Origin of the sequence: Dankookia rubra (assembly GCF_004355005.1) — a bacterium.
Classification (GTDB): Bacteria; Pseudomonadota; Alphaproteobacteria; order Acetobacterales; family Acetobacteraceae; genus Paracraurococcus; species Paracraurococcus ruber_A.
The window spans coordinates 1-25,336 of sequence record NZ_SMSJ01000074.1; the positions used below are offsets into that span (position 1 = coordinate 1).

Annotated in this window: 26 protein-coding genes and 1 pseudogene; 14 read left to right on the forward strand and 13 right to left on the reverse strand. The window is 66.7% G+C overall.

What is annotated here, in order from left to right; genetic code table 11:
- Positions 1–1,011: 1,011 nt before the first annotated feature.
- The 4 genes and pseudogenes from E2C06_RS28305 to E2C06_RS37980 all read left to right on the forward strand — a co-directional run bounded on the left by E2C06_RS28305 (position 1,012) and on the right by E2C06_RS37980 (position 4,434).
- A complete protein-coding gene (locus E2C06_RS28305) occupies positions 1,012–1,434 on the forward strand; it encodes a calcium-binding protein (protein WP_133291940.1) in 423 nt (140 codons plus the stop codon).
- 444 nt (positions 1,435–1,878) lie between these two features.
- Positions 1,879–3,034 (forward strand): annotated as a pseudogene (locus E2C06_RS28310) (IS3 family transposase).
- Positions 3,035–3,516: 482 nt separating this feature from the next.
- Positions 3,517–4,023, forward strand: a complete 507-nt coding sequence (locus tag E2C06_RS28315) for an Hsp20 family protein (protein ID WP_133291941.1) — start codon at positions 3,517–3,519, stop codon at positions 4,021–4,023.
- 273 nt (positions 4,024–4,296) lie between these two features.
- Positions 4,297–4,434: a hypothetical protein gene (locus E2C06_RS37980; protein WP_165982718.1), complete on the forward strand. Its 138-nt coding sequence runs from the start codon at positions 4,297–4,299 to the stop codon at positions 4,432–4,434.
- A 578-nt stretch (positions 4,435–5,012) separates the two neighbouring features.
- Here the strand turns inward: E2C06_RS37980 and E2C06_RS28320 are convergent.
- Genes E2C06_RS28320 through E2C06_RS28340 form a run of 5 tightly spaced genes read right to left on the reverse strand, consistent with a single transcriptional unit; the run spans position 5,013 to position 6,377 of the window.
- Complete coding sequence (locus E2C06_RS28320; RefSeq protein ID WP_133291942.1) at positions 5,013–5,336, reverse strand: hypothetical protein; 324 nt, start codon at positions 5,334–5,336, stop codon at positions 5,013–5,015.
- Positions 5,333–5,629: a hypothetical protein gene (locus E2C06_RS28325; RefSeq protein ID WP_133291943.1), complete on the reverse strand. Its 297-nt coding sequence runs from the start codon at positions 5,627–5,629 to the stop codon at positions 5,333–5,335. Before E2C06_RS28325 ends, E2C06_RS28320 begins: the two co-directional genes overlap by 4 nt.
- The gene (locus E2C06_RS28330) at positions 5,626–5,838 is read right to left on the reverse strand and encodes a hypothetical protein (RefSeq protein WP_133291944.1); all 213 of its coding nucleotides are present in this window, start codon (positions 5,836–5,838) and stop codon (positions 5,626–5,628) included. The genes E2C06_RS28325 and E2C06_RS28330 overlap by 4 nt, the downstream gene beginning before the upstream one ends.
- Entirely contained in the window at positions 5,835–6,047 is a 213-nt protein-coding gene (locus E2C06_RS28335; protein WP_133291945.1) for a hypothetical protein, read from the reverse strand. The genes E2C06_RS28330 and E2C06_RS28335 overlap by 4 nt, the downstream gene beginning before the upstream one ends.
- A gap of 12 nt (positions 6,048–6,059) precedes the next feature.
- A complete protein-coding gene (locus E2C06_RS28340) occupies positions 6,060–6,377 on the reverse strand; it encodes a hypothetical protein (RefSeq protein ID WP_133291946.1) in 318 nt (105 codons plus the stop codon).
- 435 nt (positions 6,378–6,812) lie between these two features.
- Here E2C06_RS28340 and E2C06_RS28345 point away from each other — a divergent pair, with 435 nt between their 5' ends.
- Positions 6,813–7,109 (forward strand): hypothetical protein, encoded by a 297-nt coding sequence (locus E2C06_RS28345; protein WP_133291947.1) that lies wholly within the window; start codon positions 6,813–6,815, stop codon positions 7,107–7,109.
- A 619-nt stretch (positions 7,110–7,728) separates the two neighbouring features.
- Positions 7,729–8,567 (forward strand): IS5 family transposase gene (locus tag E2C06_RS28350; RefSeq protein WP_241671510.1). Its coding sequence is split into 2 segments (ribosomal slippage): positions 7,729–8,116 and positions 8,116–8,567, totalling 840 coding nucleotides; the frame shifts between segments, so codons are not numbered across the junction.
- A gap of 82 nt (positions 8,568–8,649) precedes the next feature.
- On the opposite strand, the gene E2C06_RS28355 is transcribed toward E2C06_RS28350, so the two are convergent.
- From E2C06_RS28355 to E2C06_RS28370, 4 genes are all read right to left on the reverse strand, one after another.
- Complete coding sequence (locus tag E2C06_RS28355; protein ID WP_133291948.1) at positions 8,650–9,231, reverse strand: hypothetical protein; 582 nt, start codon at positions 9,229–9,231, stop codon at positions 8,650–8,652.
- A 77-nt stretch (positions 9,232–9,308) separates the two neighbouring features.
- Positions 9,309–9,689, reverse strand: coding sequence for a hypothetical protein (locus tag E2C06_RS28360; protein WP_133291949.1), 381 nt, complete (start codon positions 9,687–9,689; stop codon positions 9,309–9,311).
- Positions 9,690–9,777: 88 nt separating this feature from the next.
- Entirely contained in the window at positions 9,778–10,227 is a 450-nt protein-coding gene (locus tag E2C06_RS28365) for a hypothetical protein (protein ID WP_133291950.1), read from the reverse strand.
- Positions 10,228–10,298: 71 nt separating this feature from the next.
- Entirely contained in the window at positions 10,299–10,916 is a 618-nt protein-coding gene (locus E2C06_RS28370; RefSeq protein ID WP_133291951.1) for a hypothetical protein, read from the reverse strand.
- Positions 10,917–11,074: 158 nt separating this feature from the next.
- On the opposite strand from E2C06_RS28370, the gene E2C06_RS28375 reads away from it, so the two are divergent.
- The 4 genes from E2C06_RS28375 (at position 11,075) to E2C06_RS28390 (ending at position 15,612) form a co-directional block, all read left to right on the forward strand.
- Positions 11,075–12,490, forward strand: coding sequence for a mechanosensitive ion channel family protein (locus tag E2C06_RS28375; RefSeq protein ID WP_133291952.1), 1,416 nt, complete (start codon positions 11,075–11,077; stop codon positions 12,488–12,490).
- 104 nt (positions 12,491–12,594) lie between these two features.
- Complete coding sequence (locus tag E2C06_RS28380; protein WP_133291953.1) at positions 12,595–13,317, forward strand: OmpA family protein; 723 nt, start codon at positions 12,595–12,597, stop codon at positions 13,315–13,317.
- A gap of 4 nt (positions 13,318–13,321) precedes the next feature.
- A complete protein-coding gene (locus tag E2C06_RS28385; protein WP_133291954.1) occupies positions 13,322–13,684 on the forward strand; it encodes a hypothetical protein in 363 nt (120 codons plus the stop codon).
- 101 nt (positions 13,685–13,785) lie between these two features.
- Positions 13,786–15,612: a CHASE2 domain-containing protein gene (locus E2C06_RS28390; protein WP_133291955.1), complete on the forward strand. Its 1,827-nt coding sequence runs from the start codon at positions 13,786–13,788 to the stop codon at positions 15,610–15,612.
- Positions 15,613–15,807: 195 nt separating this feature from the next.
- Here E2C06_RS28390 and E2C06_RS28395 read toward each other — a convergent pair whose 3' ends face one another.
- Both E2C06_RS28395 and E2C06_RS28400 read right to left on the reverse strand, forming a co-directional pair.
- Positions 15,808–16,512 carry a Crp/Fnr family transcriptional regulator gene (locus tag E2C06_RS28395; RefSeq protein ID WP_165982719.1) on the reverse strand — a complete coding sequence of 235 codons (705 nt, stop codon included), beginning with the start codon at positions 16,510–16,512 and terminating at the stop codon, positions 15,808–15,810.
- 153 nt (positions 16,513–16,665) lie between these two features.
- Positions 16,666–17,283 carry a hypothetical protein gene (locus tag E2C06_RS28400; protein WP_133291951.1) on the reverse strand — a complete coding sequence of 206 codons (618 nt, stop codon included), beginning with the start codon at positions 17,281–17,283 and terminating at the stop codon, positions 16,666–16,668.
- 542 nt (positions 17,284–17,825) lie between these two features.
- Here E2C06_RS28400 and E2C06_RS28405 point away from each other — a divergent pair.
- Positions 17,826–19,205, forward strand: a complete 1,380-nt coding sequence (locus E2C06_RS28405; RefSeq protein WP_165982720.1) for a DUF4384 domain-containing protein — start codon at positions 17,826–17,828, stop codon at positions 19,203–19,205.
- Positions 19,202–21,727, forward strand: coding sequence for an SUMF1/EgtB/PvdO family nonheme iron enzyme (locus E2C06_RS28410; protein ID WP_133291958.1), 2,526 nt, complete (start codon positions 19,202–19,204; stop codon positions 21,725–21,727). Before E2C06_RS28405 ends, E2C06_RS28410 begins: the two co-directional genes overlap by 4 nt.
- Positions 21,728–21,746: 19 nt before the next feature.
- On the opposite strand, the gene E2C06_RS28415 is transcribed toward E2C06_RS28410, so the two are convergent.
- Complete coding sequence (locus tag E2C06_RS28415) at positions 21,747–22,280, reverse strand: DUF4399 domain-containing protein (RefSeq protein WP_133291959.1); 534 nt, start codon at positions 22,278–22,280, stop codon at positions 21,747–21,749.
- A 19-nt stretch (positions 22,281–22,299) separates the two neighbouring features.
- A complete protein-coding gene (locus tag E2C06_RS28420; RefSeq protein ID WP_206664726.1) occupies positions 22,300–22,728 on the reverse strand; it encodes a DUF4399 domain-containing protein in 429 nt (142 codons plus the stop codon).
- 123 nt (positions 22,729–22,851) lie between these two features.
- On the opposite strand from E2C06_RS28420, the gene E2C06_RS28425 reads away from it, so the two are divergent.
- Together E2C06_RS28425 and E2C06_RS28430 are read left to right on the forward strand one after the other, a co-directional pair.
- Positions 22,852–24,069 carry a DUF4384 domain-containing protein gene (locus E2C06_RS28425; protein WP_133291961.1) on the forward strand — a complete coding sequence of 406 codons (1,218 nt, stop codon included), beginning with the start codon at positions 22,852–22,854 and terminating at the stop codon, positions 24,067–24,069.
- A 319-nt stretch (positions 24,070–24,388) separates the two neighbouring features.
- Positions 24,389–25,156 carry an HpcH/HpaI aldolase family protein gene (locus E2C06_RS28430; protein WP_133291962.1) on the forward strand — a complete coding sequence of 256 codons (768 nt, stop codon included), beginning with the start codon at positions 24,389–24,391 and terminating at the stop codon, positions 25,154–25,156.
- The last annotated feature ends 180 nt before the right edge of the window (positions 25,157–25,336 follow it).

Consider the following 25,336-nt stretch of genomic DNA (forward strand, 5'->3'; position numbering starts at 1 on the left):
CTGGTGTCGATCCCGGGACCCCAGTTGCGGGAGAGCATGCCCGTGCCGTTGTCGAAGCTTTCGTCCCAGACGGTGTTGAACTGGGTCAGGTCAAGGGTAGCGGCCATGGTCGGTCGTCCTGCGTTGCGTGGGATGTGCGAGCTGCGGCCGCCGGAAATCGCGCCTTGGGGGTTAGTCTGCTCAGAAACAAAACCATAGGTTGAGTATCTAAGCGCGACTGACCTGAGGCCGTACCGGAGCCCTGAGCCCGTTTCCCACGATCGTGTGAAGCACGAATAAGTGATCAGCGTTGGTGGGACCGATATGCCGGATTCAACTTAAGCGCGCAATCACGGCCGTGTGATTCACCGATCACGTTTTTATTGCGCGTTAGAGAAGCAAACCTTGGCCGTCGCGGCGCTGGCCAAGCGCGTCGCTGCCGCTTCTGCCGGCTCGCGCTGACCGTGCTGGTCGCGCGGCATGTGGTAGCTGGACACTGGCTAGAGGGCCGGAGGTCACGCCCTTGCTGGGCCCTCCCGGGCCGCTTCCGCCGGTCACGGTAGACCGCAGCCGTTCCGCGGCTACGGTCAGCGTGTCACGCTCCGACGGCGTTCCAAGCGACTGCTTCAGCCGCGCAACACAGGCCGCGAAGGTGGGGTAAAGACCAAATCCTTCTGTCCCGGCCTGATACTCGGCAGAGCGCCGCGGGCAAGCACGGTCCAGAAAGCCGCACCGGAGCAGCGTGCCGGGCGGCGCAAGCACCGCGCATGCTTGTGTGGTCGCCGGTGCAGGGTTCGGCAAGCCGCAGCACGATACCCCGACCCACCATCGGGCTCTTTGGCGGGCAGGAAGATTTATCGCGATGGGCCTGGGTACCTTGCACGGCCCTGATGCGGATCTCGGCCTTGAGCCAGGTTTCTTTTATAGTTCCACGCGTGATTCAGTTGCTATACTAAAATCACGTATCCGTGTTATCAGATTTCCCCGTTTTTGCGCAATAAGGTCATTCAAGACAACTTATGGGTTATTGGAATGGCTGATTTTTCTGGCTCTGCATCGAACAACAGCCTGCTGGGCACCAGCCTCGGCGACGTCATGCACGGCAACGCCGGTCATGACACGCTGAATGGAGGCGACGGCAAAGATCTTCTATATGGTGACGCAGGAAATGATCGCCTGCGGGGTGGGATCGGAAATGACACGCTGTCCGGTGGCGAGGGCGCAGATAACTTCGTGTTCTACAGAGCCGACGGGTACGACCGGATCGAAGACTTTGTTCGAGGCGTTGACCACTTAGAATTCCGTGCCATTTCTATCCGTGAGATCAGCTTCACCGCGGTCGATGGCGGGGTAGCCGTTCGCTACGGCGGGATCAGCGGGCAAGCCTCGAACCACGGGGAAATCTTCGTTGCCGGCGTCTCTGCTCTCGGAGTCAACGATTTCATCTTCAGCTGACCGAGTGGCCCTTAGTAAACCCGGCACGATGGCGCTGTAAGCGGACACCGGGTTTTCTCTGCAGCGCTCCCATTCTAGTCGCTCGCCCAGCCCATCTGCTTCGGATGAACTGTTAATCCGGAGGTTGGCCTACTCGCTGCCGCTGTCCGATGACTATAAGGACGAACTGCTGCCGGTGACCCAGCGGTCTGGGTCGTCACAGGATGATGCCGACCACAGCCGAGCGACCATCGCAACAGCGCTGCTTGCATTCTCTTACTCAGGTATGAGCCTGTTCCCCGACCAGCCGCCGCCAGCCTTGCCACCCGAGAAGCCGAAGATGTCAGCCGAGGAACGGCGGCTCCGGTACGAAGACCGGCTGAAGATCATTCGCCTGCGGATGGTGGACTTCCCCCCTGGGGCTGGAGGGTTTGCTAACGAACCCAGGCACCCCGGGAGGGAAGGATGGCAGAGAGGCGAACCCGACGGAGCTTCACGAGGGAGTTCAAGGCGCAGGCGGTGAAGCGGCTGCTAGAGGGCGGCAAGGGGTTGTCGGAGGTGGCGACGGAACTCGGCATCGGCACCGGGCAGCTCAGCCAATGGCGCACCGAGCATCTGGCGGCCGGCTCGGCCGCGGCGTTGGCCGCCCGCAAGGCGGAGCAGGCAGAAACGCAACGCCTGAAGCACGAGGTGAAGCGGCTCAGGAGGAGGTGGAGATCCTCCGCAAGGCGGCGGCTTTTTTCGCCAAGGGGGTCGCGTGACGAAGTTCGCCTTCGTATCGGTCGAGCGGGCGAACCACGCCGTGGCCACGCTGTGCCGGATGGTCGGCGCGAGCGTGAGCGGCTTCTACGCCTGGCTGCGCGCGATCCCCGCCGTCCAAAGCCGCGCCGAAGCGGAAGCCGAGCTGCGTGAGCGGATCGGCCGCATCTTCGCCGCCCGCCGGCGGGTCTACGGCTCGCCACGTGTCCACGCCGAGCTCCGCCGAGAAGGGCTGCGGCATTCGCGCCGGCGCGTTGAACGGCTGATGCGCGGTCCAACGCACTGCGTTGGACGGGCTCTCGGCCCGGCGGGGCCGCCCCGCACACCTCGCACCACGGACAGCTGCCACGACCTGCCGGTCGCCCCCAACCTGCTGGCGCGGAACTTCACCGCAGAGAGGCCGGACCAGGTCTGGCTGGCCGACATCTCCTACATTCCGACTGACGAGGGCTTCCTGTATCTGGCCGCGATCAAGGACATGGCCACGCGCGAGATCGTCGGCTGGTCCATGGCCATCCAGCGGCATCGCCCGCCACGTGGGCTGGTCCACCACGGCGACCGCGGCGTGCAATACGCCTCCGAGCCGTATCGCGCGGTGCTGGAGCGGCACGGCATCACGCAGTCCATGAGCCGCCACGGCAACTGCCTCGACAACGCGCCCATGGAGAGCTTCTTCGCCTCGCTCAAGACGGAGCACGTCCACCAGGTCCGCTATTGCACCCGCGAGGAGGCGAGGACGGCCGTGTTCGAGTACATTGAAGTCTTCTACAATCGGCAGCGTTTGCATTCGGGCGTCGGCTACCGCACCCCGGCCGAGGCGCGAGCCAGCATGGAAGGGATTACCATGCGCTCAGCTGCATGACGCTCTGATCTCACCCCTCGACTCCGCGGGGGGAAGTCCAGATTCAAATCGGTATCAGATACGCACAGCGTGGCGAGGGCCGATCACCACGAGCGGCGCTAGACGACAGCGCCTAGCGGCTGGACCGTCACAGGCGAGTTGCAGGGCTGGCAATTCCGGGTCGAGGTCATCGACGCTGGTCTCCGCATCAACGCCAGCGCGCAAGGCGGCGATGACCCCGCGGTGTGGGTCGTCACACGGTGATCGGCCAGTGCGGCGGGCCGGGGTGACGCCGGCCACCAGCCGCGACCACGCCAAGGCTGCTTGGGTGGACGCCACCAGCGGATAGCCGCGCCGCTGCAATTAAGCCGTCGCGAGGACCTTGAACGACGCCTCAGCAATCCCTGAATCATGGCCGCCGGACGCCCGGATGGGGTTCGGTGGGAGCTGCCGGAGATCCGGCGCCGCCCGTGTCCATGTTGCTTCGCAAGGAGGATGTGGAGATGAGGACCGAGTACGACTTCAGCCCGCTGTTCCGCTCGACCGTTGGCTTCGACCGGATGTTCGACCTGCTGCAGCACGCGGCGCACGGCGGAGTGGACGAGAACTATCCGCCCTATGACATCGAGCGGACCGGCGAAGACAGCTACCGCGTCACGCTCGCGGTGGCCGGCTTCAAGCCCGACGACCTGAACGTGGTGGCCCAGCAGAATATGCTGATCGTCACTGGCGAGCGGCGGAGCCGCACCGAGGCAAACGGTGGTGAGCAGCAGCGCCAGGTGCTCCATCGCGGCATCGCCGGCCGCTCCTTCGAGCGCCGCTTCGAGCTGGCTGACCATGTGAAGGTGGCAAGCGCCGATCTCGCCGACGGCCTGCTCACGATCGAGCTCAAGCGCGAGATACCCGAGGCGATGCGGCCGCGCCGGATCGAGGTCGGCAGTGCCGGAAACAACGTGCTCCGCGGCCCGCAGCCGCAGCGTCAGGTCGAAGGTCAGTCACAAGTCGCGTGAGCCGGACGAGCAACAGGCTCGAGCCGCAGCAGACATTGCCCCGCCGCTGCCGAGCGGCGGGGCTGCCCCAGCCGTACGCAGGATGACGATGACCACAATCGCGGCCACTCTGCCGGCATGAGCCTGCCACCTGCCAAGCCGAGGCTTACGTCCGAGGAACGCCACACCCGGCAGGCTGACCAGATGGCGCCAATGCGCCTCCGGATGGCGATTAACTACGAACTGGACAAGTGAGGCATCACCACGCCCAAGGCGATCGGCGAGATATTGGGCATGGCGCGAGCCGAAGCGGTCATCCTGCTGACCCGGAAGTATTTGCGTGAGGGCGATGTGGCGCTGCTCGAGGCCCTAGCAGCCCGGCTGGAGGTGCAGGCGCCGGGCGCGCCCAGCGACGCCGGGGGTCAGGACTAGCGGTGGTATCGGCAGATCCAGTTGCCTTGCCGGATGCGAGCGCCACGCAGCACCACCTCGGTGCCGCAGTTGCAGCTGCAGCGCCACCAACCGTCAGCTGTTTGGCTCGGGCTGTTGGTGGGCGGCTTCTCAACTTGTTCGATCACCAGCAGACGGCCGAACCGCATGCCGGCGAGGTCGGTTAGCGGCCGCCGCGAGTGGTGATTATTCACGATCAGCCCTCATTTTCGATAGTGCCGAGATTACTGCACAGCGCCTTATCGTGCCGAATTGGAAATGGTTGGAGTTGGGCAAAGCCGATCATTCCTCGCTGAGCAACTGGTCAAGGCGGACCGACAAATAGAAACCGCCCGGCGCCGAAGGCACCGGGCGGCTCCGCGCCTAGACGTGTCGGTCCGGCTTCCGACCGGGCAAGGGATACGCCCTTGCCATACGGCCGGCTTCGCGCCGGCAGCGCCGCGGAGAAGATGAGGCCCCCGCGGGTACCTCGAATTAAACGTGCCGAATATCTAATGACCCCTACTATGCACACCGAAGCGAGGGCCGATCACCTCAAGCGGCGACCGTGGTGCGGATCATCACCACGCGGCACCCAGCGCCACGATGTCGGTCACGAGCGACGCCGCGTACTCCGAGTTTGGTGAAACACCCATCGCTGTGTCCATGTAGTCCAGCACGCCGGCCTTGGCCTTCAGCCCGGCCAGGGTCGCGGCCTCAGTGTCGAAAATGCGCCGCTCGAGCCCGAACACCTCGCCCTCCACCTCCTTATTCAATACGCGGTCGGCGGCGGACCAGTCGCGGTCCAACATGCCGGCGAGACGGTCCGCGATTGGGATGAAGCGATCGACGGCCTGGCGCCATGCGGCGCAGAGTTCGAGCAGCTCAGTGTCAGTGCTGGTCATGCGGCGATCTCCTGTGAGGTGTTCAAGCCAGAAAGCCGCGCATCCGCCGCAGCAGCTGCGCCCGTCACGTCGAGCACCGCGTCCACGGCGCCATGCTCGAGCAGCGCCCGGAACGTGCCGGCATTCGCGGCCAGCATCCGTTTCAGGCCTTCGCGCCGAAGCTCGGCGGGACGGTCCGCAGTCTCGAGCGCGCGGATCCGGTGCCGCCACTCGGCCAGCCAGTCGACCCGCGTAGTGTGCTCTGTCGTGCCGCCGGCGCGGTCCATGATGATCCAGGGGGAGGGGGCGTTCATGGCCGCGCCCTCCATCCACAAAGCCGCGTCACGCCCATCGGCAGAGGATCAGACACCCGCAAATGCGGCGGCACAGCCACATCCTCCTGCTGGTGCAGATGACGCGCCAGCACCGCGAGCCGGGCAGCGATGGCCAGCACCCGCGCGGGCCGATCGGCAGCTTCGACCAGTTCGAGGGCGAGGACGTCGACGTCATGGGCGGCGCTCATATGGCCTGCTCCAACACCGCGGCATCAACCTCGCGGGCCCGCCGCACCTGGTCGGCCTCGATGGCATCAAGCGCATCAGCCATACGCGTGAACCGCCCCAGATTACGTAGGTAAGCGATGCGGCAAACCGTCGGCGCCAGCAGGGCCCGGCGGAGTTCAGCGGCCGGGCGGGGGTCGCGCAGCAGCATGTCGTCAGGGATCAAAGTCATGGTGCTGCCCCCTCACGCCGCGATCGACAGGCGGGAGGCGAAGGCCGCATAGACCTCCGCCGCGGCGGCACGCTCGACGGCGTCGTTCGCCGGGCTGTATTCCTGCGGGACGCTCGAGACCAGGGAGATGAAGGCGAGGACGGCAGCGAAGACCGCTTCCTCGGTCACGCCGTCGGCCAGTGGCAGCCATTCGCCCAGGCGGAGATGAAGGTCGGCGCGGAAGGCATTGCCCTCGGCGCGAACGTCCATGCAGCGGACGCCCGCCATGACCATCGCCACCAGCGTCTGGTCATGGTGGAGAGGGCGGTCGAGGATCGAAACGCGTCGCATAGCCGCGAGACGCGCGCGCAGATTCGTCTACAGAGATGAAAGCCATGATCCGGGCTCCGGTGGCCAGGGTTGTGGTCAGGGCTGAGCGGGGTGTTGCCAGTACCTCGTTCGGCCCGCCTTCGAGGGTGCCCCCTTCGACAAGAGTAATATGAGCATGTTTAGTATATGGAGCAAGTCCCTTATTGCGCTTGTTGCTCATGTTGCCTATGTTGCGGGTATGGTAGATGAACTAAAATCTGAGCGGATACAGATGTTTATGACCCCGTCCGAGGTTCGGGCGATCGACGACTGGTCCTTTGCGAACCGGGTTCGAGGCCGTTCAGAGGCCATTCGGCAGCTTGTCGCCATGGGCCTTGCGACACAGGAAGTGCATGCGCACACCGAGCCGGCCGTCACTGCGGCACCGAAGTCGCGGAAGAAGCCGACGAGCAGAACATGACCATCCCAGCCGAGCCCGAAGCAGCAGGCCGGCTACAGCGGGCGCTGGAGACTTTCCAGAAAGGGCAGGGCATGCTGCTGGCTGCGCATCGCAAACTGCAGGGGCTAGCGCCGGAGGAGGTCGGTCGCTTCTGGCTGTCGGCGGGAGCTCGGCTTGAGGCGCACATGAGCACCACCGCAGTGGAGGTGCTGGCCGCGTTCAAGGCGTTCTCGGCCGCGGGGCTAGTCGCCAGCGCCAACGACCGCCACCTAGTCAGCGAGGCACAGCGACATCTCGCTCAAGGTGGTCGATGACACGAGACAAGCCGAAGCTCACTCCCGCCGAACAACTGCGCCGGCGCGACGAGCGTACCGCGGCAATCCGCTTGCGGTTCATGATCCGCAGAAGCCTGGACGAACGCGGGGTCACAACCCCGTCCAGGATTGGCGAGGCTTTTGGGATACCAGCGGACGAGGCCATCAAGTTGTTATAGAGCCGGCTTGGGCCATCTTGAGGCCGGCGCCGGGTCGCACGGGGATAATACCTGTAAAACCGGCAAACTCATCCAAGTGCACCCAAGCCGGCTCTATAGATCGGCACCAGTGGCGGGAAGGGGATGTGGAGCGGCTCCAGGCCGCGGCGGCAAGGCTGGGGTCTAAGGTAGCCGAGGCGGGGCAATGATTGCACAAGTTACTCGGGCCACGCTCGCTACCGCCTGCTTGCTGGTAGCCATCAGCCCGGCGCAAAGTCAGTCTAAGCAAAGCCGACGGCCAGCGCCGCCGCAGCCTGAAGTCGAGATGACAGCCCTATACCTGCGCAAAGGCGAGCCGTATCGGGTGTTGTCAGCGTCTCAGTGTCCATCCGGGATCATGCTGTGTCATCTGAATCGGTTGTGACTGGCGCGCGGTGGCTGGTGGTGCGCGATGTGGCGGGATGTGGACGCCGGAGAACCGCGCTCGGTATGACCGCAGCAAGCTGCGCTACCCAAGTGATCTGACCGATGCGGAGTGGGCGCTGGTCGAGCCGCTGATCCCGCCCGCGAAGCCGGGCGGCAACAAGCGCACGGTGGCGGAGCGGGCTGTGGTGGACGGGGTGATGTACGTCCTGACCACCGGCTGCCAGTGGGCGGCGCTGCCGAAGGACTTGCCGCCGAAAAGCACGGTGCACGATTACCTGCGGCGCTGGGACGAGGACGGGACGCTCGAGCGCATCCACCACGCGCTCTACGTGCTGTGCCGCGAGCAGGCCGGACGCGAGGCCAGCCCGACGGCGGCGATCATCGACAGCCAGAGCGTCAAGGGTGCGGAAAAGGGGGGCGCTGCATCGACCCGCCGGGCTACGACGCGGGCAAGAAGATCAAGGGCAAGAAGCGCCATGTGCTGGTCGACACCCAGGGCCTGCTGATGCAGGCGATGGTGCACGCCGCCGACATCCAGGACCGCGATGGCGGCGTGCTGCTGATGGGTGCGCTGTTCGGCCTCTACCCCTTCCTGCTCAAGCTCTACGCCGACAGCGGGTACCAGGGCGCCAAGTTTCAGGACGGCCTGAAGGGCGTCTGCGGCCAGATCAACCTCGAGATCGTCCGGCGCTGCGACCGGCACCGCTTCGTCGTGCTGCCGAAGCGCTGGATCGTTGAACGGACCATCGCCTGGCTGAACCGCTGTCGTCGCCTCGCCAAGGATTGGAAGTGCCTGAACCGGTCAGGCCTGTGCTTCCTGCGATGGGCCTCCGTCCGCCTTATGCTTCGAAGGCTCTGCCAAACCACCAAATGATCCCGGATGGACTCTGACGCTTATAGCCTCCTGCTTTGCCTTCGTCAGATACCGTTTGGACCGGCCATCGCCACCGTAATCCCTACCTGCGCCCAGACCTCGGCTGCCCTGGCGCCGCCTGCACGATCGAGCCATCCGACATGACCACGTTTGTGGCACCGCCGCCCCGCGTGCTGCCGCGCGATGTGGTGCCGCCGACAGTCGCCACCTGCTGCTGCGCCGTCGCACCGCTGCCACCATTGCCCTGCTGCTGCACCAAGTTGTTGTCGCCGACCGTCACCGCGACCGGTGCCTCAAATCGGTTCACCACCTTGGTTCGCTGATCGACGAAGATTGGCGCAAAGACCGGCTCCACAGGCGGTAGTGGCCGTCGGCGGCTCGCGGCGTTGGGCTGGCTGAAGGAGAAGCCATCCAGGAACCCACCATCGCCCCGCACGCGCGCGATCATCGCCTGGTGCCGCTGCCGCCGCTCGGCGGGGGTGGGCATCGCCTGCAGGTCGGCCGCAGTGAAGCCGGGGAAGGTCACCCGCATTGGTCGAGCTAGGCCGCGCGGCCCGCCTACCGCCAGTGCCTCCGGCGAGAGGCCAAGGCCACCGCTGTCCTGCGCCACTGCCGGCAGAGTGCTGGCCAGCAATAGAAGGCCGGGGATCAGGAAGCGGCGCATCGGGTGTCTCCTTCTGAATTGCGGGGAGTCTGCGCGGCCTGACCCGAATTCGCTGTGGAGCGGACCACAGTCGGACCTTAATCGCGGTCGATCGACAGTTGCTCGGTGCGCAGCCGCAGCCGAGTGCCGTCACGCTCTATCGAGAGAAAGCCAACGGGCCCGCGCCGCTCAATAGCGAGCTGACGAGCACGCGGCTGCGGACGTTCCCCTAGCCGCTCCTCTGGCGACTCATCGGCTTCGGGGGGCATGCGGCGGCCTGGCGCGCTGTCGAACTCCTGCACGATGCTGCCGCCACTGCCGATGCAGACGGTGCGACCGTTCACCGTCTGACAACTCACTGCGCCATTGCCGGCGCAGGTGATATTGCCGTTAATCGAGCGACATTGCAGCGTCTCCGCCGTGGCTGGCGTGCAGCCGAGGAGGAGGAAGACCATCAAGCGTCGGCTGGGGCGGGTCATTCGATTATCCTTGTACCCTTACACGTGGTGCGGCCGATGGCTGGAGACGGTTATGTCGCCCGGGGCCGAGACCCGTGGACGGCGTGCCTCACTGGCCGGTCCGCGACAGGATGCGCTGGCCGGCCGCACTGCGGTTGCCGGTGGCGAAGTTCACGCCGCGGGCAAGGTTTGTCGCCGCCAGCAACCCCCGCGGGCCACTCGCCTCGATTGACTGATCGGCGACCGAGCGCGGCCCGAGCGCCAAGTTCACCCCGGCGGTCACCTGCGTGCTGACTAGCGGCCGGCAGCCGCCGGAGCCGTCGGTGCCGAGTTGTTGCCGGGCCTGTGACCCGGCGGCGAGCGCCCGATTGACGCCGACGGTCACGTTAGTCGAGGACAGCCGGCAGCCGCTCTGGCCGACGCTCTCGACCCGGTCGAGCACCGAGGCGGGGCCACGCAACCGAACCCCGCCAAAATCCTGCGCCGAAGCTGGCAGGGCGGCGCCGAGGGCGAGCACGCCAAGTGCCAGCGTGGCCCCGGCGAGGATGGAACGTGTCATGACGCACTCCTCATGGCTGCGCGGTGGGACGCCTGGCCCGGGGATCGGGCCAGGCTGCCGCTATCTCTGGATTACTGCCCGCCGACGGTGACGACCTGCTGGGAGGCGAAGGAGCCACGGGCGAGCGCCGCGTTGCGGTTGTTGCCGCCGGAGACCCGGTCGAGCGAACCACGGCCGATCGCCGAGCCACCCATGGTCAGCACCTGCTGGTCGGCCTGGCTGAAGCGGCCGGCGGCGAGGTTGGAGTTAAACCCGCCAGAGACCTGGCTCTGCGCACCGCGGCCGAAGGCCTGCCCGCCGAGCGTGGTGGTCGACTGGGTGGCCAAGCTGCCGAAGCCACGGGCGTTGTTGCTGTTCAGCCCGCCGAAGGTGTTCGCCTGGGCGCCGCGGCCGAATGCGGTGCCACCGACCGTCGTGGTGTCCTGCAGCGCGGTGCTATTGCGGCCGCTGGCGAGGTTGCGGTTGAGCCCCCCGAAGGTCTCGACCCGGCCGCCGTTGCGCGCCATGCCACCGATCGTCGTCGCCGCCTGGCCAGCGAAGCTGTTCTTGGCGGCGGCGGTGTTCACGTTGCCACCACCGCGGGTGATCGAAATGCCGCCGGTCTCAAGCCCCTGGGCCGCGGCGGGATGGGACAGGCTGGCCGCACCGGCGAGCAGCAGGGCAGCGACGGGGAGGATCATGGCACGCATCGGGGTGGTCCTTTTTCTTTGGTTGCCCGGGACCTGTGCGGCCCGGCGTGTCGTCCATCGACAAGCCGGAACCTACGAGACCACCCCAACACCCGCTGTGAACCAGTCCACAATGACGGCTACATTCAGAATGTAGTCCGCCGGAGGGAGGCGATGGGATGGGACAGCCGGGCTTCCGGCCACTAATCGGCCCGGCCGCCCTGGCGCTGACGGGCTTCTTGCTGCGTGCCGTTCTGCCTGTGCTGCCGGAGGATGGCGTTGAGGCCCAACTGCTCGTCGCAGTGCGGGCCGTCGCTGGGATCGCCGGCTGGCTGGCGCTCGCCTGGGCCGCGGCGCGCTTGTTCGATATCCTGCTGCTGCGTGCCGCGCTGGTTGCCCGCCGGCCGCCCTATTCGCGGCTGCTGGGCGACATGGCGCGCGGCGTGCTGTTCATCTCCGCCGTCCTGGCTATCGCGGCCCAGATTTTTGAGCAGCCGGCGCTCGGCATCATCACCACCTCGGGTGTCGCGGTTGCGGTTATCGGCTTCGCATTGCGCAACATCATCAGCGACCTCTTCTCCGGCATCGCGCTCAGTGTTGAGGCGCCCTACCGCATCGGCGACTGGATCGAGACCGCGGAGGGCTGCGCCGGCCGCGTCGTGGAGGTAAGCTGGCGGGCGACACGCCTGATAACGCGGGACGGTGTTACCCAGGTGGTGCCGAACGGGCTGGTCGCGGCGCACCGGCTGAACAATTATGGCGCTGCCGGCAGCTACCGTATCGCGCTGCGCCTGCTACTGCCGGCCACTCTGGCGCCGGAGCGGGCACGACGGGTACTGCTGGCGGCGGCATTCGATGCGGGACGTGACTACCCAAGCCTGGCGCCCGACGTGATCCTTTGGGAGATGACCGACGGCGCCGCGCTGTGGCTCGTGCGCTTCCATGTGCCTAATTACGGCCGCGAGGCCGCCTGCCGTGACGCCGTCGCCGCCGCGGTACTGCGGGCGTTGCAGCATGCTGGGCTCGAAGTCGCCCGACCGGGCCGCACGCTGCAGGTTGAACGGCCGACGCTCCCGGCCGCGCGACCGCGACGGGAGGCGCTGCTGCGCCAGGTGCCGCTCTTCCGTGATTTCCTACCAGCAGAGCGGGCGGAACTCGCGCAACACCTGCAGGAACGCCTGCTGCCGCGCGACACGACCATAGTTCGCCAGGGCGAGGCGGCTGATTCTCTCTTCATCCTGGCGGAGGGAGCGCTTGATGTGCGGATAGAGCGCGGCGGGACCGAGCTGGCGCTCGACCGCATGGTGCCGGGCGACATCTTCGGCGAGATGTCGCTGCTGACTGGTCAGCCGCGCAGCGCGACCGTCGCCGCGGCGACCGAGGCGGTGGTGTTCGAGATCAGCAAGCAACACCTCGATCCCATCCTGCAGCGGCGCCCGGAGCTGGCCGAGGCCCTAGCCGCCATGATGGTGCGCCGCCAGGCCCGCAACGCCGAGGGCGACCGGCACCTGGTCCCGCCCGAAGCCGCGGACCCGCATCGGGAGGCGGACCTGCTTGGCCGCCTTCGAGCCTTCTTTCGGCTGGGCTCGCATTGATAAGGGCCGGTTGTGTGGACTGGTTCACAGCCGTACCCAGGGCCGCGCCCTAGCCTTCCTGCATCGGCATCCAACGCCATCCGCAGCAAGAAAGGGTCGCCCCCATGTTCCAGCCGCTCCACCATCGCCTCGCCGGCCTCGCCACCCTTGCTGCGCTGCTCTCGGCTGGTAGCGCCCTGGCCCAGAGCGTCCCGGCAGCCAGTGTGCGGATCTTCGAGGAGCCGCCGCCGATGGAACTGCTGCGCAGCATCATGGTGCCGGAGTCCCGCTCCGGCCTGACCCGCCGCATTGTCCTTGGTGCGCCCGACCAGCCGGCCCCGCTGGCCAGCCCGAGCGCCGCACCCGAACGTAGCGCCGAAGCCGCACCCATTGTCCCAGCCCCGCGCCGTACCCGTCCGCAGGGCAATGCCTCGAGTGCCATGGTGGCTGCAGCCGGCTTGGTTTCGCCGCTTCCCGCGCCCGTGCCGGAGCTGGCCCCGCCGGCCCCCGCTACGTCGGGAAGCATCGGCTTCCGCATCAACTTCGCTTTGAATTCTGATGTCGTGCCGCAGAGCGCCTTCCCTTTCATCGATCGAATTGCCGAGTTGCTGCGCGAGCAATCGCAGGTGAAACTGCAGGTCGAGGGCCACACCGACGCGCTTGGTTCTGATACCTACAACCTGGAACTGTCGCAGCGCCGCGCTGCCGCGGTGGCCAACTACTTGGTTGACCGCCAGGGAATCGAGGCGACGCGACTGGTGGTCCTCGGAATGGGCGAGGGAACGCCGTTGGTTGAGAACGGCTTTGACCCGCGTAACCGCCGCGTCCAGTTCGCCCGGGTGGACTAGGGCTATGCCTCGCCTTCCTTCCACCGGGACGGCGCTCCTGCTGAGTGGCCTGCTGCTTGCCTCGCTTCCCGCCGCAGCGCGGATCGTGCCGCCCGCCGCACCCGACCCGGCGCAGCGTGGCGGGGAAGCCCTGCCGCCTGCCAACAAGCAGGGCTGCCCCGAGCCAAACTTCTGCAGTGGGGCGCCGCTACCCTCCACTTATATCGCTTGGTTCCTCTTGCCCCAACTGGAGGCGCTGACCCGATTGAACGCCCAAGATCGCTTCTTCATCGCCGCCCGGCGTGGCGACTGGCGGGCACCCCGGGTAGGCGGCCGGGCCCTGCTGCTGCGACGACCGCTGCTGGCGCGGCAGCGGGCCGGGCGCTGACCCCGGATCATGCCGGGTTGAAGCGCCGGGCAGGTCCGGAACCATTGCCCCCGGGGCCAGCCTGACCCGAGAGTGACCTTCCTTGAACGGCGCATAGGGCGATGTCCCGACAACGGATGATGGAAGCGGCGGGCGCAGTCCTCATCCTGCTTGCGGCAACGGGGATTGCGCTGCTTTCGGTGCAGCCGCCTTTTCCGCTGGCTGCTGCAGAACGGCTGTTCGCGGCGACTGCCTTCCGACTATTCGCCCCCCTGCGGCCACCCGATCCACGCGTGGTCCTGATCGGCATCACCGAGGATACTCTGGCCGCCTTCCCTTACCGTTCGCCAATTGATCGCGGCTTCCTGGCCCGGCTACTGGACAGCCTAGAGGCAGCCGGCGTCACTGCGATCGGGCTCGATATCCTGCTCGACCGACCGACCGAGCCAGTCAAAGACGCGGCACTGCGGGCGACGATTCGGCGGGAGGATGTGCCGGTCGTTGTCATCTCGCTTGCTCCCGAGACACCGCTGCCACCGGTGCAGTCCAAGGTGCTGGCGGGGTTCCTGGACGGCGTGCGGACCGGCACCGCGAACCTCGCGCGCGACCGCTTCGATGGCCAAGTACGGGTGCATGTGCCGCGGCACCCGGCGACCGGGGCGCCGAGCTTCGCATCGGCGTTGGTGGCGGCTGTCGGACGGACGCCGCCACAGAAGGAATTCCCGATCCGCTGGCGGCGCACCGCGACCGGCCCGGTGGCGCCGAGCTACCCGGCCGAGGCGGTGTCGCTGCTGCCTCAGGAGTGGCTGCGCGGCCGGATCGCGTTGGTGGGTGCTCTGCTGCCAGGGAGCGACGAGCACCGCAGCCTGCCAGCCACCTTCGGTCGACCGAGCTTCGGCCTCGAGATCCACGCCCAGATTCTCGCACAGATGCTGGATGGTCGCGCCATAGCGGCTGGCAGCGGCTGGATGAGCGCACTGCCGGTGGTGTTCTTTGCAGCGCTAGGGCTCGCGGCTGGTGCCCGGCTGGCCGGGCGGGTGCTGATCCTCAGTCTCGGCGGGGTGGTGCTGGCTTGGCTTGTGGCGGTGATGGTCGCGCAGGTGCTGGATGCCGCGCCCTTAGCGACGGTCGCGCCGATGCTGGCCTGCCTGCTCGCCGGCGGTGTCACGCGAGCCTGGCGCGGCCGAGGCGAGCGGCGTGATCGTGCAGCGCTGCATAGCATGTTCGCCCGCTTCCTCAGCCCACAGGTTGCAGAGGCTCTGCTGCGCGACCGCGCGCTGTACTTCTCCGGCGGCCGGCCGAAGCCGCAGGAGCTGACAGCGACGGTGCTGTTCTCTGACATCGCCGGCTTCACCACCATCTGCGAAACCATGTCGGCGGAGCCTTTGATCGCCTGGCTCGACCGCTACATCGAAGTCATGGTGCGCATCGTCGTCGCACATGAGGGGGTGGTATTGCGCTTCATCGGTGACGGTATGCTGGTCGTCTTCGGCGCGCCGATTGCCCGCCGCGATGACGCCGGCATCGCCGCCGATGCACAGGCTGCGGCGCGCTGCGCACAGGCGATGGAGGCGGCGATGGCGGAACTGAACGCCGAGTGGTGCGCGGCCGGGATGCCGGAGGGCGGCCTACGCATTGGCATCCACACCGGACCGATGGTGGCGGGCAGCCTAGGGCAGGGTGAGCGAATGGAGTACTGCTTGCTGGGCGATAACGCCAATGTCGGCGCGCGGCTGGAGCAGCTTGGCAAACAACATGGTGGCGAGGGACCGCGCAGTTGTACAATCATGATCAGCGATGTGACCTGGGCGCTGCTTGGCGGCGCCTTCTCAGGGCGGCGCGTGGGCGAGCTCGTGCTGCGGAATCGACGATCACCGATGGGGGCGTGGCGCATCGACGCGGCGGCTCTGCATACGGAATCTACGGTGCACAATTCTCAGGTTGCTTGAGCGGTCCGCGCCAGCATCACTGGACCTGAGCCGGCCATCCACCTGATCGTTTTTGGGGCCGTCCTGTGCATGGCACGGCCGGGTAGACGATCCACGCTTCGGGACCCGCGTTATAGGAGATTGTGTCCAGGCTTCAGCGCGATCCGCTTTGACGCGTTTTTCACAAGAACCGCTCACGCTTCGCTGGAAGATGCTCTACCCGTCCGCCTCTATGATTCGCTCCAGCGTCACCCGGTCGAGGATGACGATGAAGCCGCCTTCTGCCGCCAGGTAGCCCGCCCGGGTCCATTCGCCGAGATGCTTATTGATACTCTCACGCGAGGCACCGATCAGGCTACCGATCTGCTGCTGCGACATCTTGATGGTCAGCTGGATGCCGCCCGGCACCGGCTTACCGAAGGTTTCGGCAAGGCGCAGCAGTCCGCGTGCCAAGCGCGAAGGCGCCTCGCGCAGCAATGCATCCTCGAGATCCTCGCTGGTCTGCCGCAGGCGCTGGCACAGCACCGCTAGCAGGCGTGACAAGGCTTCCGGATTGCTGGTGAGGAAGGGCAGCAGATGCGCGCGTTCGAGCACCAGCAGGTCGGTTTCCTCCAGCGTCACCGCATCAGCGGAGCGTGGCTGGCCATCGAGGACCGCAATCTCGCCGAACATGCCGCCCTGGCCGACAATGTTGAGCACTACCTCGCGCCCATCATTAGAGAAGGTACACAGCTTCACCCGGCCGCGGGTGACCGCCATCATGCTGTTGCCTGGGTCACCTTTCTGAAACAGCGTTGCGTGGCGCGGATGGCGGACAATCTGCGCCACCATGGCGAGCTGCCGCAGGTCCTCAGGCTTGAGGTGCCGCAGTAGCGGATGGCTGGCGAGCACGGCCTCCTTGTGGCTGTCCGCGAGCGCCATTGCATCTCCTTCCCTGGGTGGCCCAGGCGCGGAGCTTGCTGAGCTTCGAGGCATGCAGCAAGTCAACGTAGAGAGCAAATGACCTTTAACGACTCTCGCCCGCCAATCGTTGGCGGGCGAGGCTTGCTGTTCAGCTGAGCCGCTATCTCTGGATTACTGCCCGCCGACGGTGACGACCTGCTGGGAGGCGAAGGAGCCACGGGCGAGCGCCGCGTTGCGGTTGTTGCCGCCGGAGACCCGGTCGAGCGAACCACGGCCGATCGCCGAGCCACCCATGGTCAGCACCTGCTGGTCGGCCTGGCTGAAGCGGCCGGCGGCGAGGTTGGAGTTAAACCCGCCAGAGACCTGGCTCTGCGCACCGCGGCCGAAGGCCTGCCCGCCGAGCGTGGTGGTCGACTGGGTGGCCAAGCTGCCGAAGCCACGGGCGTTGTTGCTGTTCAGCCCGCCGAAGGTGTTCGCCTGGGCGCCGCGGCCGAATGCGGTGCCACCGACCGTCGTGGTGTCCTGCAGCGCGGTGCTATTGCGGCCGCTGGCGAGGTTGCGGTTGAGCCCCCCGAAGGTCTCGACCCGGCCGCCGTTGCGCGCCATGCCACCGATCGTCGTCGCCGCCTGGCCAGCGAAGCTGTTCTTGGCGGCGGCGGTGTTCACGTTGCCACCACCGCGGGTGATCGAAATGCCGCCGGTCTCAAGCCCCTGGGCCGCGGCGGGATGGGACAGGCTGGCCGCACCGGCGAGCAGCAGGGCAGCGACGGGGAGGATCATGGCACGCATCGGGGTGGTCCTTTTTCTTTGGTTGCCCGGGACCTGTGCGGCCCGGCGTGTCGTCCATCGACAAGCCGGAACCTACGAGACCACCCCAACACCCGCTGTGAACCAGTCCACAATGACGGTGGCTTTCAACACGTAGGTTCAGTTGTGCTTTTTACTTAAATTGCACGCTACGCGTCCGCGCCTGTCGATGCGCCGCGTTCTATGTCGCCAGCACTAGCCTCACCTGGATTTGCAACGCCAACTGCAATTCGGTTCACAGCCTTTCGTATCGCCGCTCTGCCATTCTGGTATCGCTTTCGGAAGCAGGCTGCATTGCATGCGGCGGCGTTGGCGCCACGGCTCGCGCCACTCCGGGAGGGAGGAAGCGTGCCATGGTATGCATTAGGTTGGGCAGCTTGTGGATGCCGCTCAGATTGGTGGCAGCAGCGGGACTACTGCTGCTGAACGCATGTCACCCACGGCCGGAGACGAGCTTCGATGCGCAGCAGCCGCGCACAGCGGCGGTTCGCAATATCGGTAGTTTCTCCGAAGCGCTACGCTGCATGGACACGCTGCTCGAAGCTAACGGTAAGCGCGATATTTACATCACTACCGCTGGCATTCCCGATGCCACCGGGCTGATCGCAGCCGGCACGAAGGAAATGTTTATCAGTGCCGTCTCTCGCATGTCGGCTCGCAGCGGCGCCTTCCGGTTCGTCGATTACGATATCACCCAGCTCGATGTGCAGGTGCTATCCGAGCTCGTGGGACTGCGCAACGACTTTGTGGCGCCGAGCTACTACATCCGCGGCGCTATCACCCAACTCGATAGCAGCGTGCTTGCATCCTCGCAGAGCGCAGGAATTTCGCTGGCCAAAATCGATATCGGCGTCTCCAGCGACCAGGTCGTCTCAGTCATTTCGATGGATCTCAATGTCGGGCGGCTGGTGACGCGGCAGATCCTGCCGGGAATGTCCGCCAACAATTCCATCGCCGTGGTGCGATCCGGGCGCGGCGCCGATGTCGGCGGGCTGATCGGCAAAGCCGGGTTGTCCTTCAGCGTCTCGCTCGACAAGTCGGAGGGCTTCGCCCAAGCGGTGCGCAACCTGGTCGAGCTCTCGACCATCGAGGTGCTGGGCAAGCTCGCGCAGGTTCCCTACTGGGAATGCCTGTCGATTGAACCGACTAACCCGGCTTTCCGCGCCGAGGCGCGGCAATGGTTCGACCTGATGGGCCCACAGAAGCGCAATCGCTTTGTCGAAGCGGGGCTGCAGCGCGCCGGCTACCTGGCGGACGGTCGGCGAGACATATCGGCCGCAGTGGCGCGCTACCAGGCGGAGAACGACCTGGTGCCGAGCGGGCGGATCGATTTCGAGCTGTACTATCGGCTGCTTGCCAGTGAACCCAGCCGTGCACGGGGTCGCAGCGCCGCGGCGCCGGCCGTGGCGCCCGGGGCGGTAGTAGCGCCACTGGCGGCCGTGGCGACGGTGCCGGTCGCGCCCGCCGCCGCGCCGCCTCGGGCTCTACTGAGCACCAGCCGCGGTGGGCGGGCCCGGTACCGCGTCGGCGAGAGCATGGTGTTGCGTATCCAGCCGACGGAGGACGCCTATCTCTATTGCTACTACCAGGATGGATCCGGCGACATCTCCCGCATCTTCCCTAACCGCTTCCAACCGGACGCCTTCGTCCCCGCACGTACCCAAGTGGAGGTTCCGCCCGGTGGTGGCGCCTTCAGCATCCGCTTCGAGCAGCCCGGCGCGTCGGAACAGGTCGCTTGTCTCGCCGCTAACCGAGAAGTCGGGCTGCTGCTGCCGCCGGAACTGAAGCGGCAAGACCTGGAACCCTTGCCGGTACGCGGGCTAGATGAGGTCGCGCAACGTTTCCGCGGTATCGCCGGCGTGCAGGTCGACGATGCCAGATTACCCATCGAGGTGACCCGATGACGCGCTCATGGTCTGGTCGCTTTACCGTCCTGCTGCTCATCCTGCTCGTGCCGGTTCTGGGACCGGCACAGCCGATTCCGCCGGAGCGGCGCATTGCGCTGGTGATCGGCATCGGTGCCTACCAGAACGCGCCGTCGCTCGCCAATCCGGTAGCCGACGCCCGCGACATCGGGGAGGCGCTGCGACGCCTGAACTTCGAGGTGGACGAGGTCTACGAGCCGGACTTTCGGGGTCTCAGCCGTGCGGTGCGGGAGTTCGGCATCAGGGCGCAGCGCGCCGACGCAGCGGTGATCTACTACGCCGGCCATGGCGTGCAGGTGGGCCGTGAGAACTACCTGCTGCCCGCCGATGCGCGGTTGGAGCGCGAGCGGGACCTGCTCTACGAGGCACTGCCGCTCGAGCTGCTAATGGGCGAGGCGTCGCAGGCGCGCAAGCTCGGCATCGTCCTGCTCGATGCTTGCCGCAACAATCCCTTCGTCGACCGCATGTCACGCTCCATGACCATTGCGGGCCGCGGCACCACCGCGCCGGGGCTCGCACGCGTCGACAATGTACCGCGCAACACTATGGTTGTCATGGCGACCAAGGCCGACCAGATCGCCGAGGATGGCAGCGCCGACCACAGCCCCTTCGCGCAGGCACTGCTGGCACATTTCCAGGTTCCCGGTCTGGAGCTCAGCCTGTTCTTCCGCAGCGTGCGCGACACCGTGTTGCGGGCCACTGGCAATCGCCAGGAACCCTTCATCTTTAGCTCGCTCGGGGCCGAGCCCTTCTATTTCTACCCCCGGCCGCCGAACCGGCCGCCTGTGCTCGCCGCGATTCCGGCACTGGAGCTGCGCGACAGCGCCGGGCCGACGCCGCTGCCGATCACTCGGCCGGCCGATCCAGACCAAGACCCGCTGTCAGTGCGCATCACCGGGCTGCCGCGTTCCGGTGAGGTGCGGGTTGAGGGCCGGCCGGTCACGCCGGGCGCGGTCTTTGCCGCCGATCGCTTCGCAACCGCGACCTACAAGCCGGATGGTCGCGCGACCGGCCCGGTCGGCACGCTGGATATCCTGGTGGAGGATGGCCGCGGCGGCAGCGTCATGGGCAGCTTGGCGATCACCGTGCTACCGTCGAACCGGCCGCCGGTGGTCGAGGCGCCGCGGCGCCTGCGGATCTACACAGGCGCGCTGGAAATCCAGCGGCCCGACGACCCAGATGGCGATGCGCTGAGCGTGACGATCCTCGCTCTGCCGCGCGGCATCCTGCGCAACGGCACCGCGACCTTGCGTGGTGGCGAGCGGCTACAGCCAGAGGAACTCGTCCGTCTGGTCTACCTGCCCGAGCCAGGCTTCACCGGCCCTGCCGGCAGCCTGCAGTACAGCGTCGATGACGGCCGCGGCGGCCGGGTGACGGGCACGCTCGAACTCGACGTGATGGATGCCGCCGAGGGCGCAGCGCAAATGGCCGAGGCGGCGTTGTGGGAGCGGCTTCGGCCGACCGGCAAGGCGGAGGACATAGACGCCTTCCTGCGCTTCTACCCGGACAGCCGCTTTGCTGCCGCGGCGCGGCGGCGGCGGGACGAATTGCTAGGCCGTGCCACCCCGCCGCCGGTCGCGGCGATCAGGCAGCCTTCACCCACCGCGGATGCCGGACCGTCGCAGCCGCCGCTGGCCGCGGGGCGTCTAGCGGCGTTGGAGCCCACCGCGCCGACTCTTCCGGCGTCGCCGCCCAACCCTCACCTGCCAGAATCGAAAGTGCCGGAGCCTCGGGCTATGGCTGCGCTCCCGCAGCCGGTCGCGCCACCGACCGCACCGACGAGCGGGGAGCGCTATTTCCAGGATTGCCCGACCTGCCCATGGATGGTGCGGCTGCCGGCCGGCACCTTCATAATGGGGCAGGGTTCGCGTGATTCCGCCGCCATTCCAGTGCACCGCGTGACGCTCCGCAGCTTCGCGCTCGGCCAGTATCCGGTAACGGTTGACGAGTGGCGGGCCTGCAATATCGATGGTGGCTGCAGCCCCCTGCCGCGCATGACCGCGGTTGAGGACCGGACGCCAGTCCACAACGTCGCCTGGGATGACGCGCAGCAATACATCGCATGGCTTACGCGTAAGACCGGCCGCGCCTACCGGCTGCCAAGCGAGGCGGAGTGGGAATACGCCGCGCGCGCCGGGACGCAGACGCGCTATTGGTGGGGCGACCAGATCGGCGTGGCGCAGGCGAACTGCGCCGATTGCGGCGGCACCCAGGACCCGCGCGTGCCGCTGCCGGTGGACGCCTTCCCGCCCAACGCCTTCGGCCTGCACGGCATGGCCGGCGGCGTCGCACAATGGACCGCGGATTGCTGGGTCGCGAACTATCACGGCGCGCCGGCCGATGGCACGGCGCGCGATGCGCGGGGCTGCCAGAAGCGCGTGCTGCGGGGGGGATCCTTCCGCTCCGGCCGCGACGATATCCTGCCGGTCGCGCGAAATTTCTATGACGCGCCGGTGCGTTACCAGGCGAATGGCTTCCGGGTGGCGCGCAACCTGGACTGAGCCGTTTGCAGTCCTACTATTACGGCGCCGCAGCCGCTACGGCAGGCGCGCGTGCGGCGCGGACCTCGATGGTGATGCGCTTCGACACCACCGGCGGGTCGTGCTGCACATGCTCCGCATCACCCATCACCAACTGCAGCGTATGCGTCCCCGGCGGCAGCTCCAACATCGTCTCGGTCTGGCCGAGGCCGAAATGTAGGTGGTTGCGGTCGTTGGGGATCGGCTCGGCGGGCGGTGGCAGAGGCGCATCGATGATCAGGTGGTGGTGCCCGGTATTCACCTTGGTGACGCCGGCAGGCGCCACGCCGAAATTGCGCGTGCCAAACCAGACCTTGAAGCGAGTGCCAACAACCGTCTGCTTGTCCTGCGGCCAGCCGATGTAGACGTAGGCGTCGCGCGGCGCCGGCTGCCGCGGCGCCGGTGCAGCAGGCGCCGGATGTGCGTGGTCCTGGGTGCCCTGCTGCGTGCCTTGGGCGGTGCCGTGCCGCCCGGGCCAAGCAGCGGCAGCGGCAGCGGCAGAGCCAAGCAGCAGCAGGCGGCGGGTGGCAATCATCGGAGCCTCCATGACGGCGTTAGGGCGTGCCGGCCGGCAGGACGGTGACGGTGATGCGCTTCGAGTAGAGCGGCGGTCGGTGCGGCACATGGTTCTCGTCGCCTAGTAGCAGCTGGATTGTGTGCTTGCCCGGCGGCAGGTCCAGCCGCGCCTCGGTCTGGCCAAGACCGAAATGCAGGTGGTTGCGATCGTTCGGGATCTCCTGGTCGAGCGGTGGCAGGTCCACATCCACCAGCAGGTGGTGGTGGCCGGTATTCGCCTTTTCCACGCCAGCCGGAGCTACGCCCGCATCGGCAAGGCCCATGCGGACCCAGAAGCCCCCGCGCACTACCTGCCCATCCGATGGCCATAGAATGTAGACCCGGGCATTCTCAGGCATCGTGTGCTGCTGCGCGCTGGACATGGGTGCTACGGACAACAGGCTGATCGCCAGGGCGAGGTGACGCATGGGCTTCATCCGTTTCCCCTTTGAGGCGTGCCGGCGACGCAACTGCACGCCGCGGTCCTTCCGCCATCAAGAAACTTTTGCGGCATCGCTCGAAATGACTGGCGCTATGAGCCATTCCACAGCTTGGCGGCGATGATTGGCAAACAGTGTGGCGATGAAGATCGGGAGGTGACCATGCGTCGGTATCTGCGAGACACGACATTCGTGGCCGTCGTGCTGTGCCAAGCGGTGGCGACGCTCTTACTCGGTGGCGTGGCGCTGGCGGCGGAGGATGCGGTGCTGCTGGCCTCGACCACGCCCGGTTATGCGCCCGGCATGGTGGTCGCAGCTGGCGACAGGCTGCGCCTGCCGGAGGGCGCTAGCGTCACGCTGCTGCTGCGCTCGGGCGAGATGCTACGACTGCGCGGTCCGCTGGAAACCGCCCTCGAAACCGCGGTACCGGCGCGCAGTGCCGGCTCTGCCGTCGCGCTGGCCAACGTGTTCCGCGCGCGCGGCATTGATGCAAGCGTTATCGGCGGCGCGCGGGCGAGCACCGTCGCGCGCCACCGGCTCCCGGAGGATGTCATGCTCGATGTGCAGCGGTCGGGGACTTGGTGCATCGGGCCATCCGACACGCTGTGGCTGACCCGCCCCGCCGAGGATGTCTCCGCACTGGCGCTGCGGCGCCGTGGTAACGTGCGCAGCATCGCTTGGCCGCCCGGCGCGAGCCGCGTCGAGTGGCCTTCCGACGTGCAGGTAGAGGATGGTGATCGTTTCGGAGTAGTGGTCAACGGGAAGGCGACGGCGACGTTAACCATCCGTCTGGTGTCAGCAACCGACCGGTCTGAGGCGGCACTGCTGGCCGAGGCTATGCTGCTCGGCTGCCATGAGCAGTACCAGACTGCTCTAAGCCGCTTGGCGCGTACTGCGGTTCCGCCGGAGCTCTGGCTGACTACCGACCGTGGCCGCAACAGCGCTGCCTATCGCAGCGGTGAGCCGGTCGAGTTGATCGTCATGGCGAACATGCCCGGCTTTCTCTACTGCGTGGTAGAACAAGCTGACAATACCACTACCGCGGTGTTCCCCGCCGGCGCCATCGACGGTGCGCGGTTGCCCGAGGCGGTGCCGGTCTCACTGCAGGGTCATCGCCACAGCCTTGCACTGCAAGCCGGGCCGCGCGGCACGGCACGTGTGCGGTGCTGGCTGGCCGACCGTGATGTTGCGCCAGAACTGCCGCATGCGCTGCTCGACGCGTCGGGCTCGCGCCTGCCAGACCAGCTGGCGGCTGAACTGGACACAATTTTTGCTCGCGTTCATGGCAGCCGTATGGCCAAAGCGACAGTCGAGTTGCGGATCGACTGATTCGCGGCTTGAAGGTCGCTTGTGATCGCTTCTCTTTGTTCGCGGTAAGCCGTAAAAGCGTGTGTCAGTAAAAAGCAGCAGGATGCTCCCCAGTGTCCGCCAACGGCGCGGCTGATTAGACGGGAGGACCACGAAAGATTGCTCGGTTGGCAGGCGGATCCAGCGCAGGGGAGTCGCACCCTGGCCCGGTATCGTCGCGATCCGGTCTTTTGTGCGATCTTAATGCCGCTCTAGGGTCAGCGGCGTTGGATGTATGTATGAGCGGCTGATTCGGGAGCGGCCCTGTGTTGGATGACGCTCGGCACGAGAGGATCTGCCCATGACAACCGCCGGCATGAAGCAACGGATCCGCAATGGCGAGACCCTCGCTGGCTACGTCGCCACCATCCCTTCTGCAGTTTCCGTACAAGCCATAGCGGCGGCCGGTGCAGATTGGGTCGTCATTGACCAGGAGCATGGTGCAGTTGGGCCCGAGAGCCTGCACGCCATGATCACGGCGACCGCTGGAACACGGTGCGCCCCGCTGGTACGGGTACCCCGCTGCGATGAAGCCTGGGTAAAGCCGGCACTAGATCTCGGCGCCGAAGGCATCGTCTTCCCGCAAGTCCGCACTGCCGCGGACGTGGCCGAATGCGTGTCCTTGCTGCACTACCCACCACAGGGCCGTCGTGGTTGGGGACCCTTCGTCGCACACGCCCGCTGGGGCGTTGGCTTATTCGACTACCTGCCGCAGCGCGGCGACCAGACCGTTTGCCTGCTGCTCATCGAGACCCGCGCCGCGGTGGAAAACATCGAGGCGATCTGCCAGGTCGAAGGCGTCGACGGCATGATTATCGCCCAGTTTGACCTCTCGACCGAACTCGGCGTCTCCGGCCAGTTCGATGCGCCTGAGTTCCGCGATGCCTTCGCCCACCTGGAGCGGGTGATCCTAGATGCCAACATCCCGCTCGGCGCCGCCGCGTTGACTCGTGAGCAGACGCGCGATTTGCTGCAACGCGGCCACCGCCTGCCGGTGCACGGCTTCGACGTGTTGATGCTCGGCAGCCTGGTGCGCCAGACCGCGGAATGGCGGCAGCGCGGAGCCTGAGCCGTGCTAAGCACACATACTCGGATTTAGGGGCATGTTCTTGGATACAGGCCCATGCCAACTGTAACTTGGGCCTGTCCCGCTTTCACGGACACCTTTGATAGGCTGAGGAGCCTGGGAGGTGTCGATGGCGGAGAGCAATAGACAGCGGCGGTTATTTCCGGACGCGTTCAAGCTCGA

Coding starts and splice junctions, on each gene's coding strand:
- E2C06_RS28345 (WP_133291947.1), top strand. CDS start 6,813: ATGACCATCCCAGCCGAGCCCGAAGCAGCAGGCCGGCTACAGCGGGCG.
- E2C06_RS28410 (WP_133291958.1), top strand. CDS start 19,202: ATGACGCGCTCATGGTCTGGTCGCTTTACCGTCCTGCTGCTCATCCTG.
- E2C06_RS28405 (WP_165982720.1), top strand. CDS start 17,826: ATGGACACGCTGCTCGAAGCTAACGGTAAGCGCGATATTTACATCACT.
- E2C06_RS28430 (WP_133291962.1), top strand. CDS start 24,389: ATGACAACCGCCGGCATGAAGCAACGGATCCGCAATGGCGAGACCCTC.
- E2C06_RS28415 (WP_133291959.1), bottom strand. CDS start 22,280: ATGATTGCCACCCGCCGCCTGCTGCTGCTTGGCTCTGCCGCTGCCGCT.
- E2C06_RS28420 (WP_206664726.1), bottom strand. CDS start 22,728: ATGCGTCACCTCGCCCTGGCGATCAGCCTGTTGTCCGTAGCACCCATG.
- E2C06_RS28390 (WP_133291955.1), top strand. CDS start 13,786: ATGTCCCGACAACGGATGATGGAAGCGGCGGGCGCAGTCCTCATCCTG.
- E2C06_RS28370 (WP_133291951.1), bottom strand. CDS start 10,916: ATGCGTGCCATGATCCTCCCCGTCGCTGCCCTGCTGCTCGCCGGTGCG.
- E2C06_RS28385 (WP_133291954.1), top strand. CDS start 13,322: ATGCCTCGCCTTCCTTCCACCGGGACGGCGCTCCTGCTGAGTGGCCTG.
- E2C06_RS28335 (WP_133291945.1), bottom strand. CDS start 6,047: ATGACTTTGATCCCTGACGACATGCTGCTGCGCGACCCCCGCCCGGCC.
- E2C06_RS28375 (WP_133291952.1), top strand. CDS start 11,075: ATGGGACAGCCGGGCTTCCGGCCACTAATCGGCCCGGCCGCCCTGGCG.
- E2C06_RS28360 (WP_133291949.1), bottom strand. CDS start 9,689: ATGACCCGCCCCAGCCGACGCTTGATGGTCTTCCTCCTCCTCGGCTGC.
- E2C06_RS28395 (WP_165982719.1), bottom strand. CDS start 16,512: ATGGCGCTCGCGGACAGCCACAAGGAGGCCGTGCTCGCCAGCCATCCG.
- E2C06_RS37980 (WP_165982718.1), top strand. CDS start 4,297: ATGGCGCGAGCCGAAGCGGTCATCCTGCTGACCCGGAAGTATTTGCGT.
- E2C06_RS28380 (WP_133291953.1), top strand. CDS start 12,595: ATGTTCCAGCCGCTCCACCATCGCCTCGCCGGCCTCGCCACCCTTGCT.
- E2C06_RS28320 (WP_133291942.1), bottom strand. CDS start 5,336: ATGACCAGCACTGACACTGAGCTGCTCGAACTCTGCGCCGCATGGCGC.
- E2C06_RS28340 (WP_133291946.1), bottom strand. CDS start 6,377: ATGCGACGCGTTTCGATCCTCGACCGCCCTCTCCACCATGACCAGACG.
- E2C06_RS28330 (WP_133291944.1), bottom strand. CDS start 5,838: ATGAGCGCCGCCCATGACGTCGACGTCCTCGCCCTCGAACTGGTCGAA.
- E2C06_RS28315 (WP_133291941.1), top strand. CDS start 3,517: ATGAGGACCGAGTACGACTTCAGCCCGCTGTTCCGCTCGACCGTTGGC.
- E2C06_RS28305 (WP_133291940.1), top strand. CDS start 1,012: ATGGCTGATTTTTCTGGCTCTGCATCGAACAACAGCCTGCTGGGCACC.
- E2C06_RS28365 (WP_133291950.1), bottom strand. CDS start 10,227: ATGACACGTTCCATCCTCGCCGGGGCCACGCTGGCACTTGGCGTGCTC.
- E2C06_RS28325 (WP_133291943.1), bottom strand. CDS start 5,629: ATGAACGCCCCCTCCCCCTGGATCATCATGGACCGCGCCGGCGGCACG.
- E2C06_RS28400 (WP_133291951.1), bottom strand. CDS start 17,283: ATGCGTGCCATGATCCTCCCCGTCGCTGCCCTGCTGCTCGCCGGTGCG.
- E2C06_RS28355 (WP_133291948.1), bottom strand. CDS start 9,231: ATGCGCCGCTTCCTGATCCCCGGCCTTCTATTGCTGGCCAGCACTCTG.